Annotated in this window: 14 protein-coding genes; 7 read left to right on the top strand and 7 right to left on the bottom strand. The window is 50.8% G+C overall.

From position 1 onward, the window contains the following. Positions 1 to 46: 46 nt before the first annotated feature. The 4 genes from MN202_RS00550 to soxR all read right to left on the bottom strand — a co-directional run bounded on the left by MN202_RS00550 (position 47) and on the right by soxR (position 4,737). The gene (locus MN202_RS00550) at positions 47 to 1,777 is read right to left on the bottom strand and encodes a DUF885 domain-containing protein (protein ID WP_335734130.1); all 1,731 of its coding nucleotides are present in this window, start codon (positions 1,775 to 1,777) and stop codon (positions 47 to 49) included. A 71-nt stretch (positions 1,778 to 1,848) separates the two neighbouring features. Beyond that, positions 1,849 to 2,958 carry a fatty acid desaturase family protein gene (locus tag MN202_RS00545; RefSeq protein WP_335734129.1) on the bottom strand — a complete coding sequence of 370 codons (1,110 nt, stop codon included), beginning with the start codon at positions 2,956 to 2,958 and terminating at the stop codon, positions 1,849 to 1,851. Positions 2,959 to 2,969: 11 nt separating this feature from the next. Beyond that, the gene (locus tag MN202_RS00540; protein ID WP_335734437.1) at positions 2,970 to 4,055 is read right to left on the bottom strand and encodes a flavin reductase family protein; all 1,086 of its coding nucleotides are present in this window, start codon (positions 4,053 to 4,055) and stop codon (positions 2,970 to 2,972) included. Positions 4,056 to 4,263: 208 nt separating this feature from the next. Further along, complete coding sequence (gene soxR / locus MN202_RS00535) at positions 4,264 to 4,737, bottom strand: redox-sensitive transcriptional activator SoxR (protein WP_335734128.1); 474 nt, start codon at positions 4,735 to 4,737, stop codon at positions 4,264 to 4,266. 103 nt (positions 4,738 to 4,840) lie between these two features. On the opposite strand from soxR, the gene MN202_RS00530 reads away from it, so the two are divergent. Genes MN202_RS00530 through MN202_RS00520 form a run of 3 tightly spaced genes read left to right on the top strand, consistent with a single transcriptional unit; the run spans position 4,841 to position 6,447 of the window. Beyond that, positions 4,841 to 5,281, top strand: a complete 441-nt coding sequence (locus MN202_RS00530; protein ID WP_335734127.1) for a VOC family protein — start codon at positions 4,841 to 4,843, stop codon at positions 5,279 to 5,281. Beyond that, the gene (locus MN202_RS00525; protein WP_335734126.1) at positions 5,278 to 5,829 is read left to right on the top strand and encodes an NADPH-dependent FMN reductase; all 552 of its coding nucleotides are present in this window, start codon (positions 5,278 to 5,280) and stop codon (positions 5,827 to 5,829) included. Before MN202_RS00530 ends, MN202_RS00525 begins: the two co-directional genes overlap by 4 nt. A gap of 54 nt (positions 5,830 to 5,883) precedes the next feature. Beyond that, on the top strand, positions 5,884 to 6,447 hold the full coding sequence (locus MN202_RS00520) for a flavodoxin family protein (RefSeq protein ID WP_335734125.1): 564 nt from the start codon (positions 5,884 to 5,886) through the stop codon (positions 6,445 to 6,447). Positions 6,448 to 6,478: 31 nt separating this feature from the next. Here the strand turns inward: MN202_RS00520 and MN202_RS00515 are convergent, their stop codons facing one another. Next, entirely contained in the window at positions 6,479 to 6,970 is a 492-nt protein-coding gene (locus tag MN202_RS00515) for a DUF2938 domain-containing protein (protein ID WP_335734124.1), read from the bottom strand. A gap of 78 nt (positions 6,971 to 7,048) precedes the next feature. Here MN202_RS00515 and MN202_RS00510 point away from each other — a divergent pair, with 78 nt between their 5' ends. Continuing rightward, a complete protein-coding gene (locus tag MN202_RS00510; RefSeq protein WP_335734123.1) occupies positions 7,049 to 7,495 on the top strand; it encodes a helix-turn-helix domain-containing protein in 447 nt (148 codons plus the stop codon). 25 nt (positions 7,496 to 7,520) lie between these two features. Here the strand turns inward: MN202_RS00510 and MN202_RS00505 are convergent, their stop codons facing one another. After that, positions 7,521 to 11,534 (bottom strand): S8 family peptidase, encoded by a 4,014-nt coding sequence (locus tag MN202_RS00505; protein WP_335734122.1) that lies wholly within the window; start codon positions 11,532 to 11,534, stop codon positions 7,521 to 7,523. A gap of 226 nt (positions 11,535 to 11,760) precedes the next feature. After that, entirely contained in the window at positions 11,761 to 15,015 is a 3,255-nt protein-coding gene (locus MN202_RS00500; RefSeq protein WP_335734121.1) for a S41 family peptidase, read from the bottom strand. 154 nt (positions 15,016 to 15,169) lie between these two features. Between MN202_RS00500 and MN202_RS00495 the strand changes: the two genes are divergently transcribed. From MN202_RS00495 to MN202_RS00485, 3 genes are all read left to right on the top strand, one after another. Continuing rightward, positions 15,170 to 15,862, top strand: a complete 693-nt coding sequence (locus tag MN202_RS00495) for a tellurite resistance TerB family protein (protein WP_335734120.1) — start codon at positions 15,170 to 15,172, stop codon at positions 15,860 to 15,862. A 210-nt stretch (positions 15,863 to 16,072) separates the two neighbouring features. Further along, positions 16,073 to 17,254 (top strand): efflux RND transporter periplasmic adaptor subunit, encoded by a 1,182-nt coding sequence (locus tag MN202_RS00490; protein ID WP_335734119.1) that lies wholly within the window; start codon positions 16,073 to 16,075, stop codon positions 17,252 to 17,254. A gap of 17 nt (positions 17,255 to 17,271) precedes the next feature. Next, positions 17,272 to 20,445 (top strand): efflux RND transporter permease subunit, encoded by a 3,174-nt coding sequence (locus tag MN202_RS00485; protein WP_335734118.1) that lies wholly within the window; start codon positions 17,272 to 17,274, stop codon positions 20,443 to 20,445. Positions 20,446 to 20,456 lie beyond the last annotated feature (11 nt).

The raw sequence follows: 20,456 nt of genomic DNA, 5'->3' as shown, positions 1-20,456 counted from the left end.
ACCGGCCTGGCAAAGCCGCTCAGTTAGCCTGAGCGGCATTTCCGCTTTATCGTTGGCTTGCAATCCACTCTAGTGTCAGCTTTTGCAGTAAATCCAGCGGCAGGCTGCCAGAGCTTAAAATGTGGTCGTGAAAGGCGCGGATATCAAATTTAGCGCCCAGTTGTTGTTCGGCCTGTTGGCGCAACTGGCGGATCTTAATTTCACCAATTTTGTAGGATAACGCCTGTGCCGGCCAGGTTATGTAACGGTCTATTTGCGCTGTTACTTCCGCCATAGTCAGCGCAGTATTGGCGGCCAGATAGTCAATCGCTTGCTGGCGGCTCCAGCCCATAGCATGCATACCGGTATCAACCACTAAACGGCAGGCACGCCAGGCTTCATAGGTTAAGCGGCCAAAGTCGCTGTAAGGGTCCTGATAAAAGCCCATTTCTTTACCCAGACTTTCGGCATACAAACCCCAGCCCTCGCCGTAAGCGCTGTGATACAAGGTTTTACGGAACTCCGCCATATCCATTTCCTGTGCCAGTGCACTTTGCAGGTGATGTCCCGGCTCGGCTTCATGAAAGGTCAGGGCTTCAAGGTTATATAGCGGTTCGCTACGTACATCATTGGCGCCGATAAAGTAGGTGCCGGATGTGGTGCCACTGCCGTCGGATGCAACATAATAAGCGCCGCCATTGGGGCTGGCTTTAATATCAAAGGTGCCGCGGGGCAGGGTACTAAACCATTTGGGCAGTTGGCCGGCCATTTTACGGCTGATAAAACTGGCCTTTTCCAGTAGTTGCTGAGAGTTACTGGCGTAAAACTGCGGATCTGTGCGTAAAAAGCGGACAAAAGCTGCGAAGTCGCCGTTAAATTGTAGCTTTTGAATAATATTGTCCATCTGGTTGCGAATACGTTTTACTTCGTCCAGTCCTAACTGATGGATCTGTTCTGGCGTCATATTGGTGGTGGTGTAAAAATTTATCAGGTACTGATAATAGGCCGCGCCGTCTTCTAACTCAGCGATGCCAACAACATTGCGACAGGCCGGCATATATTCGTCAGTAAAAAAGCGATGTAGCTTTTTATACCCGGGAAATATTGTGTCAGTAATCAGTTTGCTGCCGGCAGTTAAATAATGCTGGCGCTGCTTGTCACTAAACCGGGCGGGTTGCTGCGCCAGCGGCGCATAAAAAACGCTGTCGGTGACATCGTCGACGATATGTTTGCTAATGGTTTTATCGTAACCGGCAAAACTGGCGCAATAGTGGGTATATCCCTTGGCAATGGCTTGTTTCAGGTTGTCGATATGCTGCTGGTTATAGCGCGTAAAGTCGGCCAGGCTGATCAGGTAATTGTCGTAGTCAGCTGTTGTTAAAAACGACATATTATCAACTGCGCCGGCAAAATAGCTGTGATAGCCGGCGTACGCCTGCATTGGGAACAAATGGTCGAACTGCAGGTAGCTTTTCGCTTCGGCTTCACGCTCGTAGTTAAATAGCCGTAAGGTCACTTGCTCTGCCGCAGTTAGCTGGCTTAATGTTATTTTTGCCGCTTGTTGCAGCATTTTTTGGTTAAAGGCTTGCCGCCGTTCGCGCCCTTTTGCCGATACATCCGGCAGCGGGCCATTCATGCGAAAGGTATCGGGGTCTTTGCGAAAAAATATCTGTTCCTGGTTGGCGTGCTGCCAGTGCTCGTCCAACAGCTGTTGTAGCTGTTCGCTGGCACTTGTGGCCTCAGCCTGATGAGATAACAGCAGCGCCGCCATAGCGACGAAAATAGCACGAAATAGCATAATAGGGTCCGACGTGAGTTAGCGTTTTGCCCTGTTATACCATAGCCGGCGCTGCGCCGTCATGGCCGGTGTTATACCGGCCCGATTTGCTGCAACTGGCCAGGCGCAGTAGCGCGGTTACCACCGGGCAGCGAATAGCGCATAATACGCCAAAACACTGTACTGTACTGGCGCACAAAACTGCCGCTGTTGTAGGGGATGCCGTATTTAGCCGCAATAGCCTGCACCTGCCTGGCCATAGCCGGATAGTGCCGCGCCGGAATGTCAGGAAACAGATGATGCTCTATCTGGCAGCTTAAATGGCCGGTTAAAATATGCAGCCAGGTAGGGCCGGTAAAGTTAGATGAACCCAGCATTTGGCGGTAATACCACTGGCCACGGCTTTCGTTTTCGCAATCTTCTGGCCTGAAGGCGTATACCTCTTTGGTAAAGTGGCCGCAAAAAATCACTGTCGATGTCCATACATTGCGCAATAAATTGGCCAGCAGATTACCGCCTAGCACCCACAACCACATAGGCCCGGCAATCAGTGGAAAAAACAGGTAGTCTTTAATCAATTGGCGAGCGCCCTTGCCAAAAAATGCCCGTTTCAGCTCGCTATCGCTTACCTGTGTATGGCGATCGGCTTTCTTTTTGCCAAAAAATACCCGCTGCGCGGCCAGTTCGTGATAGGACACGCCCCATTGAAATAACATGCTAAGTAGCAGGTAAGTGCCGCCTTGCCACAGGTTACGCAGACGCCAGCGAAAATCGTTACTTAAGCGCAGCAGGCCATAACCGAAATCGCGGTCCAAGCCTATAATATTGGTGTAAGTGTGGTGTTCAAAATTATGCGTACGTTGCCAGCTGGCTGCATCACAGGCAATATCCCACTCAAAGCGTTTGGAATGTAACACCGGATCATTCATCCAGTCATACTGGCCATGCAGCACATTGTGGCCAATTTCCATGTTGTCGAGTATCTTCGCCAGCGCCAACAGCAACACACCGGCAAGCCAAAGCCAGGGGGTAATAAAACCCAATACCAGCAAAATGCGCCCGCTGATCGCGCTTAAGCGCTGCAGCAGTAATACGCGGCGGATATAGCGTGCATCGGCCTCACCCAATTGTGCCTGCACCTGCTGTTTTATGCTGTCCAGCTCCTGCTGCAGCGCGGTAAATTGTTCAGTGGAAAGTTTCATCATAAGTCCTGTTACAGCTTAATCACTAATGCGGTTACCGGTTGGCTGACACAGAGCTGAATTTGCTCGGCGCCAAGCCCGCTTAGCGCACCGCTGCGGATATCACGCACCTGGCCGGATACCTTGTCGCAGACACATTGAAAACACACGCCGATACGACAGCCAAAGCGCGGTGCTAAGCCTTGTTGCTCGGCGTTTTGCAGTAGGCTGTGTTGCGTGCTAAGTGTTACCTCGGTGCTGATGCCGGCGCGGATAAAGCTGGCCGTCAATTGCTTTGTTGCACTAGCGGGTTCTGACGCTGTCGGCATGGTTAGACCAAATTGCTCGTGCCGGATACTCGCCGGTTTGACGCCGCTCTGGCTTAGTGCCAGGCGTAGTTGCTGCATAAAGGCTGCCGGGCCACACAAATAAAATTGCTTGTTGCAGCTATCAGTACACAGCTGTTGTTGCAGTGTTTCTGCCGGCTCAGTACGACTGTCTGACAGCGCTAATGTAAACAATGGCTGTCTGGCGGCCAACTGCTGCAGCTCTGACAGCAAGGCGGCGTTTTCTGTACCCCGTACCCTGTAATACAAAGTGACCGCTGCCAACCAGTGGCGTTGGCTTAGCAACATAGCTGCAATGGGCGTAATGCCGGAGCCGGCGGCAACAAACACCGCTGGTGTTGCCGGTTGCTGCCAGTAAAAATTACCCTGCGCCGCACTGATATTTACCACAGCACCGCTCTGTAATTGTTGTAGCAAAGGGGTAATTTCGCCGGCGTGGTTAATTTTACAGCACAGCTGTATTTGCCGTCGGCTTTGCCACAGGCTGACAGGCGAGCAAATACTGAAAGGCCGGCTGCTACAGCGGCCATTGTGGTGAATGGTCAGAAGCAGATGCTGGCCCGCTATAAAGCCGGGCCAACGGCCGGATACCTTAAAGGTTAACTGCAGCATATCAGCTGTTTGCCACTGTTTAGTCAGCAGGTGGGCGCGGTACTGACCGGGCAAAAAGCCTGGCCAAAGCCGCTGTAGCAAGGGCAAAAAATATAGCGTTAACGAGTGCTGGTTGCCCAGCATTAAACAAAAATTGCGCCACAGACGGCGTAAAAACATCTTCACAGTAAATTAGCTCGCAGCTTTGCCTGGTATTTCGGCGTACAGTTGTACACTAAAATATCTGGTAAGGCCAGTTAAACTATCAGAGCTTGCTATGTGATTTTGCTAAATTCATGAATATATGTATAAAAAAATTAAGCTTAAATTTATCTCTGATTATTTTAAGCGCACAGCTGTTCTTTTTTTAGTTTGCAGTTGCCCGGTGCTAGTCCGGTGTTTCACCGGCTAATACCCGCTTTTCTTCGTTATCCAGGATCACAGCGCCGGTGCCTTCAGCGGCCATCCGATCTTCCGGGTTATACAGCGGGCATTTGACCATACTCAGGCAGCCGCAGCCGATACAGCCGGTCAGGTAATCCCGTAGCTTTTGCATATAGGCAATGCGTGCATCAAGCATAGTGTGCCAATTTTTAGATAACAGCTGCCAGTCTTCCTGTGTTGGTGTGCGGTTATCCGGCAAAGATAAAAAAGCCTGTTTAACCTCTTCCAGGCTAATGCCCACTTTTTGTGCGGCTTTAATTACGGCTATCCGCCGCAGTACTTCCGGCTTGTAGCGGCGTTGATTGCCGTCATTACGCCAGCTTTTAATCAGGCCTTTTTGCTCGTAAAAATGCAGTGTGCTGACGTTGATCCCACAGCGTTTTGCTACACGGCCGACACTCCAGTTTGCGTCTGTCATTTTAAGCTCCTTAATTTTTCTGCGATTTTTTTGAAAAAAACACTTTACCTCAACTTTAGTTGAGGTTTTAACCTGCTGCCAAGTTAATTGCAAGGAGACAACTATGTATCTGGAACATGTAAACCTGGTAGTGGCCGACATTGATGCCATGCTGCATTTTTACCGCGCTGTTTTTCCGCACTGGCGTATCCGCGATGAAGGCCACGGCAGTTGGTATGGCAAGCCACGTAAATGGCTGCATTTTGGTGACGATTATCATTATCTGGCGCTGAGCGATCATGGCGAAGGTGAAAACCGTGACCTGGCCGGACACAGTGTTGGTTTTGCCCATTTTGCTTATGTAACTAACAACCTGGATGCGGTTATCGCAAGGTTGCAGGATGCGGGGTATGCCATTGCCAAGCCCGGTGCAGAAGACCCTTACCGTAAAAATATCTACTTTGTTGATCCGGCAGGCTTTGAAGTGGAGTTTGTCGAGTATTTAAGTGATCTGCCAGCCGAGCGTAACTTAAACCTGGAAAAAGCCCGCAAGGAGGTGTTATGAGAGTACTTGCTTTTGCTGCCAGCAATAACCCGCAGTCTATTAATCAGCAACTGGCGCTGAGCGTGGCGCGGTTGCTGCCACAGGCGCAGGTGGTGACATTAAATATTGATGACTACGAACTGCCGATCTACAGCGAGCGGCGCGAAGCTGAGCTGGGCAAGCCAGCCCTGGTAACGGCATTTTTACAGCAAATCGCCAGGGCTGATGGCCTTATCGTGTCCTTTGCTGAGCATAACGGCAGCTTTACTGCAGCATTTAAAAATTTGTACGACTGGGCTTCGCGCAGTGAGCGGCGCATTTTTCAGCATAAACCGGCCTTATTTTTAGCCGCCGCACCCGGGCCGGGTGGTGCCAAAAGTGTGCTGCAGGCAGCAGTGCAAGCGGCGCCTTATATGGGGGCAGAGCTAAGCGCTACAGTGTCGGTGCCTAATTTTCATCAGGTGTTTGATGCACAGCATCAGCAGGTAAAAGACAGCTCGCTGTTTTTACAACTGCAACAAGCGGCGTTAACGCTGCAGCAGCATATTGTCCAGACCAAAGCCGCCTAATGGCGGCTGGTCATCAATATAAGTTATTGAATAATAAATGATTAGGGCTGTTAGGTGAAAAATATCGCAGTGGTGTTTCATTCTGCCGGTGGCACTACCAGGCAACTGGCTATGGCGCTGGCGGCCGGTGTTGCTGCTATGCCTGACGTTACTGTAATACAGGCCGAAATTACCGGCGCTGATATTAACGCCGGGCGCTTTTGTAATCACAAACTGCTGGCGCAACTAGACAGCGCTGATGCAATAGTTTTTGGCTCTCCTACTTATATGGGCTCAGTGTCAGCGCAGTTTAAAGCCTTTGCTGATGCGACAAGTGAACGATGGGAGAGTCAGCTCTGGGCTAATAAAATTGCTGCCGGCTTTACCATCGGCAGCAATTTTAGTGGCGATCAGCTGCATACCTTGCAGTACTTGCAAATTCTGGCCAATCAGCACGGCATGCTATGGGCAGGGTTGAATATTGCCGGCAACCACAACAGCGCCGGCCTTAACCGGTTGGGTGCGCAGTCCGGCCTTATCGCCCAATCTGCTGACGGAGTGCTACACGAAACCGATTTACTCACGGCGCGCTACTTAGGCCAGCGCGTGGCTCAGATCTGTAACAGGCTGATAACCTAAAATTTGTTGTCCAGACGACAGCGATTTGGCTTCAGAGTATCGACAACAGCTTAACCAGCCAGCCTGATGCATATAAGCCCAGGCCAAAAACCGCGTGGGTGATCAGGCTGTGCAGCCGGGCGGTTGGCGGATGCGGTGTGCGACTGGCAGCGATACCTGCCCCCATACCCGGTTGCATCAGCAAAAAAGGCGCAGCAACAGTAACTATGCCAACAGCCAGTGCTGGTAGCAGTGCCGGGTTATGCAGCCAGGTTTCGCCGCACACAGCAATTAATAAGCCGGCAAAGGCAATGCCAATTAAATAGTGGGCAATCCAGCCAACACTATGCTCGAAGGGCATAGCTGGCGCTGTAGCAATGGCGTCGTGACGGAACTGGCCCTTAGTCATATGCAGCAGCCAGCGGCCAACCATGCCATAGTTGGCCGGCGCTACCCCGAACAGTGCTTTACGCAGCACAGTCCATACATCCATTAGCGCTGTAGCGCCGATGCCAATGATTACGATTGAAAGAAGTTGATTCATTTAGCTCTCCTGGCTTGTGTGAAGTTGACACTGATGCTAGCGTACAACTTCAAGTTCACTTTAAGTCAAGGGGTGGTAATGGATATTGCCGAAGTAGCCAAACGCTCGGGCGTGCCGGCGTCAGCTTTACGCTACTATGAAGAAAAAGGTTTAATCCGCTCGATTGGCCGTCAGGGCATCCGCCGGGTGTTTCATGACAATGTATTAGAGCGACTGGCACTGATTGCGCTGGGCCGTGCCGCTGGCTTTACCCTGGATGAAATAGCGCCGATGTTAGGTGAAAAAGGCCCGCCGGATATAGATCGCACGCTACTGCTGAGTAAAGCAGATGAACTGGACAAAACCATTACGCAGCTAAGCGCAATGCGTGTTGGCCTGCGCCATGCTGCAGTTTGCTCTGCACCAAGCCATCTGCAGTGCCCCAAGTTTCGCAGATTGCTGGGGCTAGCCGCTAAAGGTGTTATAAATGCAGATAGCAAAGCTAAGTTGCCGAAGAAGCCAATGGCCCGAAGCACTGCAAAATGATTGCAGTGAAGTCGGGCGCTAGTGTTTAGATCTGCTTAACGGAGTTGCGTTTTTGCTGGCGTATGGCTGGCAACAGCGTTAGCAATAACAGCCAAAACAGCGAGAGACTACCGCCGCCTGAATCTTTAGCTTTAGCCGGTGGCGTCGGCAAGGCACTGCGACTGGGATCCAGCGGGAAGGCATCCTGCGTATCGGCTACGCCGTCGTTATCATCATCGGTATCGGCGTTATTGCCGACACCATCGCCGTCGGTATCCAGCCATTCAGTGGCATCTAATGGGAAGGCATCCTGCGTATCCGCGACACCATCGTTATCATCATCAGTATCGGCGTTATTGCCGATACCATCGCCGTCGTTATCCAGCCATTCTGCGGCATATAACGGAAAGGCATCCTGCGTATCAGCGACGCCATCGTTATCATCATCAGGATCAGCGTTGTTGCCGATGTCATCGCCGTCGTTATCCTGCCATTCTGTGGCGTCTAATGGAAACGCATCCTGCGTATCAGCAACACCATCGTTATCATCATCGGTATCAGCGTTATTGCCAATACCATCGCCATCGGTATCCAGCCATTCGGTCGCATCATAAGGAAAGGCGTCGTCGGTATCGTTTACACCATCATTGTCATTGTCGGCATCTTCACTATTTGGTGTGCCATCGCCGTCGACATCAGCCTCTCCGGCATCGGCACCTAGCAAGAATAGGCCATTAAGAGTTTGCGTGATGTGACTCCTATATCCATATGTCAGCCTGATAGAGGCGACATGCTCGCCGGCAACCATTGGCAAGGCAAAGATGGCATAGTCAGCGTTGTTAAGCTCGGGTATTGGCGTCAGCTGCATAAACTCGCCGTTACCAAGTTTTAACTCAGCCTTCAGATTCAGATTAGCTGCGTGGTAGGGAAGGTGTATTTCTATACGGGCATTAAGCTGGTTAACTATCTGGTCGCTGACGCTCTGCTCTGCTTCGAAAACACTAATATTGTTTATTGCCTGAACAGAAAAATTGGTAATGTCAACTTCATTAAGCGTTAACCACGACCAATAAGGTATTCCATGCAGCCAGCTGTTAAAACCAAGTTCAAGCGTAGCTAAGTCGCACGACAGCTCAGGTATTGGGATGGCTTCAGCTTGCGTTGGATAGATAGGGTATTGCTGCTGTAACTCACCATCACAAAACCAGCTTAACTGCAGATTTGTCGCACCGTGGCCGAAGCGGTTCAGGTTAATATCGGCGACAAAGGATACAAACGACATAGACATGCCAATATTAAACTGTATGCCGCTGTCTGATGAGTAAAACGTTCCACTAAAATAGCTGCCAGCACGGCGAAAATCTATGATATCGCCCGGGTAAGTAATTTGACCTGGCCCATAAAACTGTTTGGCATTAATACCTTTTGTTTCTAGCGGTGTTAACTGCTCTGATCTTGCCTGATAGTCGAGCCAGGGCACCTCATCTTTCACCACACCGACATCAAAACTACTCTGAGTTGCCAATTCCGGAATTACCGCGATATTGGCGAAAGCGAAATTGGTGTTTATTCTACTACTTATGCTATTTCCCGATAGAGCGTGCAGACTGTAACTTACGGTCCTGACATCGGTTGTCTGCTGTTCAGGAAGCCAAACAGTAAAGTTACGTAGCTGTGCAAGGCTCGGGCTAAACAAATCCAACCCTGCCGCAGGTTGCTCGATTTTACGTTGCAATAGCAGAATGGTTGGAGGCTCAGTCGCGCTTGCCGCTGGTATAACACCTGATGTGCCAATGTCGGCATAAATAAAACTATGTCTGCTGGATATTCCCAACAAAGGTGGCCGTTCATAGCCGCCAGCAAAAAAACCGTAATGTTGATTGTCGCCGTAATAAAAATTGCCGTAAGACAAAAAATTAAGTGCGACATCATCTGTATCAGCTTTGTCACCATTGGCATCTAATAACTCGTCAAAGCCGACGAGGGTATCAATATCGCTAAGTTGAAACTCAATAGCGGTATTTGTTGTCGGGTTAATTCGCCTTAGGTCAAAAGAATGAATTGCGACGTTGTCTGGCAAATTAAACTGTGGGTAGAAAATGGGGAAATGCGCCTCAAACAGAACCTTAGCATTAAGGGCTTTTTGTGGCACTTTAATGGTGCGAGAACTGGCCGGCTCCATATAGAAATTTCGTTGAAACGTATTGTCATCCGAGTGCAACACCAAATTGCCCGCCACCTCGTTATCCATCTTAATCGTAAGCTCAGTTGCCTTATCAAACGTCACCGGTACGGTTAAGGACTGTTGGGCAGAGCTGATAACTATACGATCAACAAAGGCGTAAGCGCCATTATCAGGGTAAGGCAAAGACTGGGCATCGCTTACGGTTAAGCTAACATCGATGCTTAGGCTGGCGTTGGCCGGAATGACATAGTCTTGTTGCGGCCAGCTAATTTGCACATTTGCCGGCATAGTTGAGGCAATATCCTCACTTAAGGCCAACGTTATAGCAATATCTTCTGCTGTCAGGTTTTGCAGTGTTAGTGGTAAGCTGCTTTGCCATTGGCTCAGGCTGTTATCTATATTGCCAAACGCCAGTATGCCCTTGTCGGCATAAAAACTGACCTTGGTGGCGGCGGTAATATCCAGCCGGCCGGCGCCCTGCTCATAGGGTAGCAGGCCCAAATCAACACTGCTGGCCATTAGCATGCCGCGAATATCGGCTACACTGGCCTGCGGATAGAGTTGACGTAACAGTGCGGCGGCACCTGCAACATGCGGGCTGGCCATGCTGGTTCCGCTTAACGACGCCGTATCATGTGAAAGGTAAGGTGCAATGATATCGCTACCGGGGGCGGCAAGTTCGGGCTTTAAGCCGGCACCGGCAATCGATTCGCTTTTAGAGCTGAAATCAGACAGCTGATCGGTTTTAGTGGTGGAGGCTACCGTAATTGCCTTAGCGGCAGAGGCAGGCGAACTTGCGGCAATATCACCAAAGTTACTAGCATTACCGGCTGCAACCACAACAATAATACCGGTTTCAACCGCGGCGTTGGTCGCCCGGCTAAGCGGATCATCAGCATCACCGCCGCCGCCCAGGCTCATATTGATCACATCGACGGCATCATCGGTGCTTGGGTCTCCATCCGGATCTGCAGCATATTCTAACGCCGCGATAATAGCCGTGTCATTGCCCCAGCCTTCATCGGATAGCACCTTATAAGCGTGCAAATTAACCTTGGGGGCCACGCCACTGTATGTTTCGCTCTCGGCGGCAATAATGCCAGCGACATGGGTACCGTGGCCATCGCCGTCCATCGGATCGCTATCCTGATTATGAAAGTCGTAGCCGGCCACCACTTTGCAACCCTGGCCCAGGCAGCCACCCAGTGCCGGATGGGTATAATCAATACCGGTATCCAGCACTGCGACATCAATTCCTATGCCGTTTACACTTTGCTTGTGTTGATCTGACATCGCCCAAACGGCTGGCGCCTTTACCAGCGGCACAGAGTCGGACAACGTTTTGTATACCCGCTGTTGCCTGGACACTCTGGCCACATTTGGCATACGCCGAAGCGTATCGAGATGTTGTTCGTTTACATCAATAACCAGTGCATTTAATAACTTGCTATGACGTTGATGTAAGCGGGTATCTGGTGCCAGATTACGCACCATTGACAAAAGACGGTCTTGTTGTTGTAACAATGTATTGTTGTAACGGGCCAACTCGGCAGTTGTTTCAAGCTGGTGCCTGGAAGCTGCTAAACCAGGCTTAGCCAGGGCTGTGTGTTTTTGTTTAAAGGCTTGCATATGAGGCAGCAGCGCTGCATCAGTCAACTCGACAATAACTCGTTGCAGCCCTTTTTGCAGATACTGCACCTGAACTTTATTGCTATTGCTGTGGTTGAGCACTATCAGCTGGTCTTTACCAGGTTCGTAAGGAATAGTTGTACCATCTGCCAGGAACACTTTATTGTTAGCATACTGAATAGTATTGGCGGCGCTCAGCTTGTTGCTAACGCAAGTGAATACCATAAGCGCAATTGCAAGACGCATTAAACATCCTTGTAGACGGTAAATGTCAATATTGAGTGTATTTATTGTCAACCATTAGGTCAATCGCAGAGTGTGTTCCTTTTTCAATAATTTTGCTTAATATCATTTTTTCAGCAAAATCTTTATAAGATTGAGTCACGGGTGCTGGCAAAAAGCCGTGACTAGCAATACAAAGCTGAAGAAAAAACCGCTGATTGCCAGCGGTTTTTTATTTAACGTTAATAAGTTATAAGCCGAGCTTTTTCGGCATGGCCGGGGCTTTGCTGTGATCTTGTGGTGGCTTGGCTTTCAGCTCTGCCAGCGTATGCGCAATGGCGCGTTCCAGCTGCACATCGATGCCTTGGTTTACCGCTATCGGATCCAGTTCTACTTCTATATCCGGGCTGACGCCTTCGTTTTCTACCCGCCATTCACCGTCCGGTGTATAAAAGCGGAAGAACGGCACCACATGAAAACCACCGTCTATCATTGCCGGATTGGCCGAAATACCAATTAAGCCACCCCAGGTGCGGGTACCAATGGTTTTGCCCAGAGCCAAACGTTTAAACGACCAGGGTAAAAAGTCACCGCCAGAGCCGGCATCCTGATCGATTAGCATGGTTTTCGGGCCGTAAATACCGGCGCCAGGCGTGGTGAATACTAAACCATCACGATCTTTCCAGCCGGATAAAAACGGTCGGCCAAGAATCTCGGTAATGTAGTTTGCTGCCTGGCCACCGCCGTTGCGCCGTTCGTCAATAATGATTGCCGGCTTGTCGGTTTGGGCAAAAAACATGCGGTTAAAGAAGTAAAAGCCACCATCGGCGGTATTGGGCAGGTAAACATAAGCGACTTTGCCGTCAGTTTTGTCTGCCACCAACTGCCGGTTTTGCTCAACCCAGTGCCATAGCCTTAACTGATTTTCGTTGGCTATTGGCTCGACGGTAACATTACGCCGGTTAACGCCTTTGGCGTTGTCGGCAATACTCAGCACGAGCTGGGTACCCAGGGTATTATCTAACAGAGCAAACAGGTTAGTGTCAGCGTTGAGCTCGCGGCCATTGATGGCCAGCAGGTAGTCACCGGCTTTGGCACTGGCGCCCGGTACATTTAACGGGGCCTGTAAAAAAGGACTCCAGCGATCGCCCTGATACACCGTTTTAAACTGATATTTACCGTTGCTGATAGCAAAATCGGCGCCCAGCAGGCCCACTTTACTGCTGCTTTCCTTATGTACATCGCCGCCACCTATACGGTTGTGGCCCACTTGCAGTTCGGCAATCATGTCAACTAAGACGTCGTTTAAGTCTTCGCGGCGCTGCACGTGCCTGAGCATTGGCTGGTACTTGGTGTAAATAGCCTGCCAGTTTATGCCGTGCATATTGGCATCATAAAAATACTCTTTTTGCATACGCCAGGCGTCGTTAAAAATTTGCTGCCATTCCTGCGCCGGATCGACAAAGGCGCGTACGTCAGCCAAACTAACGGCTTTGGCTTCCGGCTTGGCCTTGGCATCGCCTACCTGCAGGGTATTGGGCATGCTGTGCAGTAACAGTTTCTTGCCATCCTGGCTTAGCTGATAGGTGGCGATGTTGTCTTTCACCAGTTCGGCTTTTTTCTCTTCAAAGTCAAAACGGTATAAGCTGCCGTCGTTGTCACTTTGCTGCGCCGGTGGCTCGTTACTGCTGCCGGGCTGGCTGCGTTCAACATAAAACAGCGCGCCGTCATCGGCCACACTTAAACTGTCGTAGTTACGTTCAGCCAGTGGCAGCGCAATAATGCGGTTTTGTAACCCGGAAAGATCAATTTTTACGGCTTTTATCGCTGCTTTATCCTCATCTTTATCTTTTTTCGCGGCTTTATCCTCAGCTTTTACTGTGGGTTCATCACCGCTTTTCGGCAGTAGCGGCGACTGACCGTCGCTTGCCAGCACATAGGCGTAAATCGCTTTGCGCACCGGGCGTTCGCGGGTGGATAAATCCAGTCCTACCTGTGACGGACCGGTGTTGACTGAGGCAGTAAAATACAGATAGTCCTGGGTAAATACAGGGTCGCCGGCATGGCTCATACCGTCAGTGATCTGTGTGGTTTTATTGGCATTAAAATCAAACAGCTTAATCTGGCTAAAATAATTGGCACCCGACACGGTATAAGCCAGATAGCGGCTGTCGGGCGAGAATGACACACTAAAATCATCACGCCGCTGCGAGCTGTCCAGCTTTTGGCTGCGTTTGGTTTTAAGGTTAAAGGCATACAGGTTTAAGTGGTTGTCGTGATAAGCAAGCAACTTGCCGTCAGGCGAGAAGCTAAGCAGATTAAAATAGCCACTGTCGGATAGTGTAAATACTTCCGGCTCGGTTAACCCATCCTGGTTTTCCAGCACCAACTGGTGCTTATTGCCTTTATCGGAGATATAGGCCACTGTGCTGCCATCCGGGCTCCACAGACCGTCAAATTCGCGCACGCCGCTGCTGAGTGTCAGGTTGCGGGTGCTGCCATCTTTTACCGGTACGGTAAAGACTTCACCTCGGGCTGATACGACCAAACGTTGGCCGCTGCTGGATATTCGGGCTCTGGTCAGGGTTTTGCTGGCATCTTTCCATTGCGGTCTTTTTTGCGCCGACGTGGTGTTAATGTCAATGCTCAGCGGTGTGCTCTGGCCAGTACTGATATCAAACTGATGCAAAAAACCACCGGCTTCGTACACTATGTTGTTGCCATGACCGGCAGCACTGCGCAAATCCCAGTCAGTATGCCGGGTTAGCTGTTCCACCTGTTTATTGCGGTAGCGAAACAGATTTACCGCGCTGTTATCGCGGTCGGAGAGAAAATACACCGTATCGCCGAGCCAAAACGGGTTAAATTCATTGGCATTAGGGTGGGGGATTTTCTCCAGCTGTTGTTTTTCCAAATCGATGATCCACACCGGTGGTGTCATACCGCCACGATGCAAACGCCAGCCACTGGCACCGCTGTGCGCCATATTATTCGGCCGGTACGCCAGTTTTTTGCCGTCTCGGCTTAAATCACCTTCAAAGGCGACAGCCTGCATTAACTTTTCCGGGTAACCACCATTAACACTGACTTGATATAACTGATTGCTGCGGCTGTTGGCGATTTCACGGTTGGAGGCAAATACTACGCTTTTACCATCAGGGCTCCAGCCATTTACCGTATCGGCGCCCGGGTGAAAAGTCAGCCTGCTGGGGCTACCGCCGCTAACAGGCATGATATAAACATCAGTGTTGTTATCGTAGGCAGCTGAAAAGGCAATCCAGTTGCCGTCGGGGGAAAATTTTGGCGCAAATTCACTGGCCGGATGCGTGCTTAACTGGCGTGGATTTTTGCCGTCTTTATCGCTAAGCCAGATATCGCCGCCGTAAACAAAGGCTAAATGCGTGGCGGAGATATCCGGCTGGCGCAGCAAGCGGGTGCCGTCGCTGGCAAAGGCGGCACCGCTGGCCAACGCAGATGCCAGCAGCAAGTAACGTGGTGTAAACATAAGAATTCCTTGTTGTGGTGGTGTTGCATCGACACCAAGTAAAGCACATTGCCGCTAGTGGATAAAATCACCCTTTGTAACAGTTGATGTCTGGCTGGAATTTTTTGCTGATGTTAAGGTCAGACAATCAACGTAAAAATACAGAGGCAGGTTAATGAACACCAAAGGTTTGTTAGATCAGTTATTTAGGCAGGGATCTGAGATGTTGTCAGGTAAAGCAACGACGCAGTCTGCATCTGGCAGTGCTGGCTTGGGCGGACTGTTATCCGGTAAAACCGGCGCCGCTTTGGGCGGCGGTGCTCTGGGTTTACTGCTGGGCAGTAAAAAAGGCCGCAAAATGGGCGGCAAAATTCTTACCTACGGAGGCCTGGCCGCATTGGGTGTAGTGGCTTATAAAGCTTACAGTAACTGGCAGCAACAACAGGGCAGTGCGGTAACGCAAGCTCAGCCGCAAACGCTGGATCGCTTGCCGGCACCTCAGGCCGAACAGCACTGCTATGGTGTGCTTCGGGCCATTATCGGTGCGGCTAAAGCCGATGGTCATATTGATGATCGTGAGCGTGAACTGATTGACAATGAAGTGGCCCGGTTAACGTCCGATGGTGCGCTGCTGCAGTGGTTTGATGCCGAACTGAAAAAGCCGCTGGACCCGGCTGATATAGCCAAAAGCGCCACCACAGCGGAGCTGGCAGCTGAAATGTACCTGGCCAGTATCCTGGTAGCAGATGAGCAAAGCTTTATGGAGAAAGCCTATTTAACCGAACTGGCGCAACAGTTAAAACTGGCGCCGGCACTGAAAGCCGAGCTGGAACAACAGGCTCGGCAAGCAGTAACCGCAGCAGGATAGCAGACCGCAACAATGCCGGTGCAGGCCGGCATTATCATTTGACGCTTTTTTACAAATCTTAAGATATATTTCATCCCGATCGGTAAAAAATATGCTATTTTACTGCGGTTCAATGGTTTTACCCCGATTTTTTAGCTTAACTCTGCCGTGAATTCTGCTACCGGCCACCTGTATGCCGGCGCACTAACCGGTTTGCATATAGGTGCCTTTATGACAAGAACGTCTGTCTTTCCCCGTACTGCCTTGACGGCAATGCTGCTTTTACCTGTAGCCCTGTTAGTTGGCTGTTCTGATCCTTCAGCGGCTGCAGAAGGCGCCGGTGCTATGCCACCCGCTCTGGTAAATGTTATCTCTGTGCAACCACAAAGCGTACCGTTATTGTTGCAAAGCCCGGCTTTACTTGCAGGTTCACGCGAGGTTGAAATTCGCGCCCGGGTTTCCGGCATTCTGGAAAAACGCTTGTTTACCGAAGGGTCCCGCGTTGCTGAAGGCCAACTGCTGTTTAGTCTGGATGCCGCTACTTATCAGGCCACGGCTAACCGTAACAAAGCGGAGCTGGCGGCTGCGCAGGCGCGTCAGGCCCAGGCTGAACGCACGTTAAAACGCCTGGAGCAACTGCGCAAAGATGGCGCAGTTTCACAGCAAAGTTATGACGATGCGCTATCGGCACTGGATGTCGCTAAAGCCGATGTAAAAACAGCACAGGCGATTCTACAACAGTCTGAGCTGCAGCTTAGTTACACCGGCGTGCGCTCGCCCATTAGTGGCATAGTTAGCCGCGAGCGTGTTTCTGAAGGCACTCTGGTGTCAGGTCCGGATATGTTACTGACGCAGGTAACGCAATTAGACCCGATGTACGTACGCTTTTCGGTAGCAGAGCGCGACCAGCTGCAGCTGCGGGCCGAGGCACAAAACGGCAGCGTCGAGTTGCCGGCACAATGGCAGGTTAAACTGCTTTTGGCCGACGGCTCTGCCTATAACCAGACCGGCGTTGTCGATTTTGCCGACGTGCGGATTGACCCCGCCACTGGTACCAGCGAAATGAAAGCAGAAATTGCCAATCCGGATGCCTTACTGCGCCCGGGCCAGTTTGTCCGCATTGAACTTGAAGGTGCAGTGCGTCACAACGCCATAGTAGTGCCGCAAAAAGCAGTATTAGATGGTGGCACAGGTAAATTTGTTTACCTGCTGGCAGACGGTGAGCAAGGCGGCAAAGTAGCGCTGCCAGCACCGGTAGAAGTGGGCGACTGGGTTAAGTTAAATGGGGCGAACGGCTGGGTGATTAAATCCGGCCTGAAAGCTGGTGACACAGTAATTGTTGAGGGCATGGCGCGTATTTTCTTCCCCGGTATGCCGGTGCAAGTGGCGCAGGACCCGGCAACTAAAAGCTAACAGGCAAGGATAAGCGTATGTTTTCTCGTTATTTTATTGACAGGCCAATCTTTGCTTTTGTGATAGGTATCTTTATTTGTCTGGCCGGTTTAGCCGCGATGCGCAGCCTGCCGGTAGCGCAGTACCCGGAAATAGCACCGCCAGTTGTGCAGGTGATGGCGATGTATCCCGGCGCGTCTTCAGAAGTACTGGAACAAACGGTAGCCGCGCCGCTGGAAAACGCCATTACCGGCGTTGAAGGCATGATGTATATGTCATCTACGTCAACCAGTTCTGGCATGACTACCATTTTTATAACTTTTGAAATAGGTACAGATATTGACCAGGCTGCGGTTAACGTGAATAACCGTGTCAGCAAGGTCGAGGCCAGACTGCCGGAAGAAGTACGCCGCCAGGGCATTACGGTAGAGAAGGGCTCGTCGAGCTTTTTGCAGGTACTGGCGTTTTATTCACCTGATGGCAGCCGGGATGACCTATGGACCTCAAACTACGTGACATTAAACGTACTGGACAGGTTAAAACGCATTCCTGGCACCACTAATGTGCAGATTTTTGGTGCTAAAGATTATGCGATGCGCATTTGGTTAAAACCTGATCAGATGAGCCAGCTTAAAGTGACAGTGCCGGAAATTGCCGCCGCCTTAAGTGAGCAAAATGCTCAGTTTGCTGCCGGTAAAATAGGTGCCACTCCAACCACTGCTGAAGCGCAGGAACTGGTGTATACCGTGACCGCACAAGGCCGGTTTTCCACGGTGGAAGAGTTTGAAAATGTCATTATCCGCGCTAATGCCGATGGCAGCACACTGCGGTTAAAAGACATTGCCCGGGTAGAACTGGGCTCGCGCGATTACGACTTTTTAGGCCAGTACAACGGCCAGTCGGCAACGCTGGTGGGTATTTTCCTGCAGCCGGGCGCCAATGCGCTGGATGTTGCAGCTGAAGTTAATGCCACTGTGGCAGAACTTAAACAGCGTTTTCCTGCCGGTCTGGATCAGGCGACACCTTATGACACTACGCGCTTTGTTGAAGTTTCTATCCGCGAGGTAGTAAAAACGCTGGCCGAAGCTATGTTGCTGGTGTTTTTAGTGGTGTATCTGTTTTTACAAAACTGGCGTGCTACGTTAATTCCGATCCTGGCGGTGCCGATATCTTTACTGGGTACCTTCGCCGGTTTATATATGCTGGGCTATTCCATTAATACCCTGACCTTGTTTGGCATGGTGTTATCTATCGGTATCGTAGTAGACGACGCCATAGTGGTGCTGGAAAACGTCGAACGTATTATGCATGAGGAGCATTTATCGGCGCGTGATGCGGCCATCAAGGCGATGCAGGAAGTATCCGGCCCTGTGGTGGCCATTGTCATGGTATTGTGCGCGGTCTTTGTACCTATCGCCTTTTTGGGCGGTTTAACCGGTGAATTGTTCCGCCAGTTTGCGGTAACCATCTCGATTGCAGTGAGCTTATCCGGTGTCGTGGCTTTGGTGATGACACCGGCGCTGTGCGTTGCTATTTTGCGTCACGAGCATAAACAAACGGCGCGGTTTTTCCTCTGGTTTAATGGCTTTTTCCAGCGCATTACCGGTAAATATGTGGCAACGGTAGGCTTTTTCCTGCGCCGTGGCTTGCTGGCCTTATTGCTGGTTGGCGGTATGATCTTTATCACTGCTGGTTTATGGCGCGCGACGCCGGGCTCACTGGTGCCGGATGAAGATCAGGGCTTTTATATTGCCGCAATCTTTTTACCGGATGGTGCTTCTTTGCAGCGCACACAACAAGTGACAGAGCAGGTTATTGCTGCCATTCGCTCAAATCCGGCTAATAAAGATATCGTCAGTTTCTCCGGTTTTGACTTTATTGGTGGCGGTTACAAAAATAGCGCCGCAACAATATTTGTTACCCAGCAAGACTGGAGCGAGCGCGACGTGAGTGCCAGTGATCTGGTAAACGAGCTGTTTATGAAAACCGCCACTATAAATGAAGCCCTGGTGCTGGCATTTAACCCACCACCAATTTTTGGTTTGGGTAACACAGGTGGTTTTGAGTTCTATCTGCAAAATCGCGGTGATGGCGGGCCGGAACAACTGGCTGAGGCTATGGGCATTATGCAGGGGGCGGCAGCACAAAGCCCGATTTTAGCCGGTGTACAAACCTTATGGCGGCCTAATACACCGCAGCTTAAAGTCGATTTGGACCGTGAACGGGCCCGCGCCCTTGGCGTGCCGGTAAATGATGCCTTTAATACCTTAGCCGGTACCCTGGGTACTTATTATGTAAACGACTTTAATAAATATGGCCGGGCCTGGCAGGTATTGATGTCAGCCGATGCACAGTACCGGATGAAACCGGAAGACATTAATCATATTTATGTGAAAAACAGCAGCGGTGACATGATCCCAATGTCGGCGCTGGCTAATATTGAGTACAGCTCGGGTCCGGACAATATGGAGCGCTACAACAACTTGCCGGCGGTTAAGCTGTTAGGTAATGCCGCAGCGGGCTACAGTTCCGGCCAGGCCATCGCAGAAATAGAACGGCTGGCCAATACAGTGTTGCCACCGGATATCAGCTATGACTGGACCGGCAGTGCCTTTCAGGAAAAACGTAGTGGCGGCACAACCGGGCTGGCGCTGGGCATGGCAGTGGTGATGGTATTTTTAATTCTGGCGGCGTTGTACGAAAAATGGTCATTGCCGTTATCAGTATTGCTGGCCATGCCGTTTGGTATCTTCGGCGCTTTGGTGGCCGTGTGGATAGCCGGATTAACCAATGATGTGTATTTCCAGATTGGTCTGGTGACCTTATTAGGTTTGGCGGCTAAAAATGCTATTTTGATTGTCGAATATGCACTGATGAAAACGCAGCAGGGCTGGAGCACCGGCACGGCGGCATTAGAAGCGGCGCGGCTGCGGTTTAGGCCAATTATAATGACGTCACTGGCGTTTATCCTGGGTGTAGTGCCACTGGCGTTAAGCAGTGGTGCCGGCGCAGGCGCCCGTCACAGCGTAGGTACCGGTGTAATGGGCGGTATGATGGCGGCAACCTTCTTAGCGGTGTTTTTTGTACCGCTGTTTTTCTTCTGGCTGACCGAGCGGCGTATTGGTGAAACACGCACAAAGCAGCAACTGGCAGAAGAAATTGCCGAGCAACACCGGCGCGAACATTTGGATACGAAAGAAGGTTTATTGTAACTCCTGCTTGA

Source organism: Rheinheimera muenzenbergensis (genome assembly GCF_036984005.1).
In the GTDB taxonomy this organism is placed as follows: domain Bacteria; phylum Pseudomonadota; class Gammaproteobacteria; order Enterobacterales; family Alteromonadaceae; genus Alishewanella; species Alishewanella muenzenbergensis.
This window is presented reverse-complemented; position numbering and strand designations above follow the sequence as displayed.

Coding starts and splice junctions, on each gene's coding strand:
- MN202_RS00550 (WP_335734130.1), bottom strand. CDS start 1,777: ATGCTATTTCGTGCTATTTTCGTCGCTATGGCGGCGCTGCTGTTATCT.
- MN202_RS00545 (WP_335734129.1), bottom strand. CDS start 2,958: ATGAAACTTTCCACTGAACAATTTACCGCGCTGCAGCAGGAGCTGGAC.
- MN202_RS00540 (WP_335734437.1), bottom strand. CDS start 4,055: ATGTTTTTACGCCGTCTGTGGCGCAATTTTTGTTTAATGCTGGGCAAC.
- soxR (WP_335734128.1), bottom strand. CDS start 4,737: ATGACAGACGCAAACTGGAGTGTCGGCCGTGTAGCAAAACGCTGTGGG.
- MN202_RS00530 (WP_335734127.1), top strand. CDS start 4,841: ATGTATCTGGAACATGTAAACCTGGTAGTGGCCGACATTGATGCCATG.
- MN202_RS00525 (WP_335734126.1), top strand. CDS start 5,278: ATGAGAGTACTTGCTTTTGCTGCCAGCAATAACCCGCAGTCTATTAAT.
- MN202_RS00515 (WP_335734124.1), bottom strand. CDS start 6,970: ATGAATCAACTTCTTTCAATCGTAATCATTGGCATCGGCGCTACAGCG.
- MN202_RS00510 (WP_335734123.1), top strand. CDS start 7,049: ATGGATATTGCCGAAGTAGCCAAACGCTCGGGCGTGCCGGCGTCAGCT.
- MN202_RS00505 (WP_335734122.1), bottom strand. CDS start 11,534: ATGCGTCTTGCAATTGCGCTTATGGTATTCACTTGCGTTAGCAACAAG.
- MN202_RS00500 (WP_335734121.1), bottom strand. CDS start 15,015: ATGTTTACACCACGTTACTTGCTGCTGGCATCTGCGTTGGCCAGCGGT.
- MN202_RS00495 (WP_335734120.1), top strand. CDS start 15,170: ATGAACACCAAAGGTTTGTTAGATCAGTTATTTAGGCAGGGATCTGAG.
- MN202_RS00490 (WP_335734119.1), top strand. CDS start 16,073: ATGACAAGAACGTCTGTCTTTCCCCGTACTGCCTTGACGGCAATGCTG.
- MN202_RS00485 (WP_335734118.1), top strand. CDS start 17,272: ATGTTTTCTCGTTATTTTATTGACAGGCCAATCTTTGCTTTTGTGATA.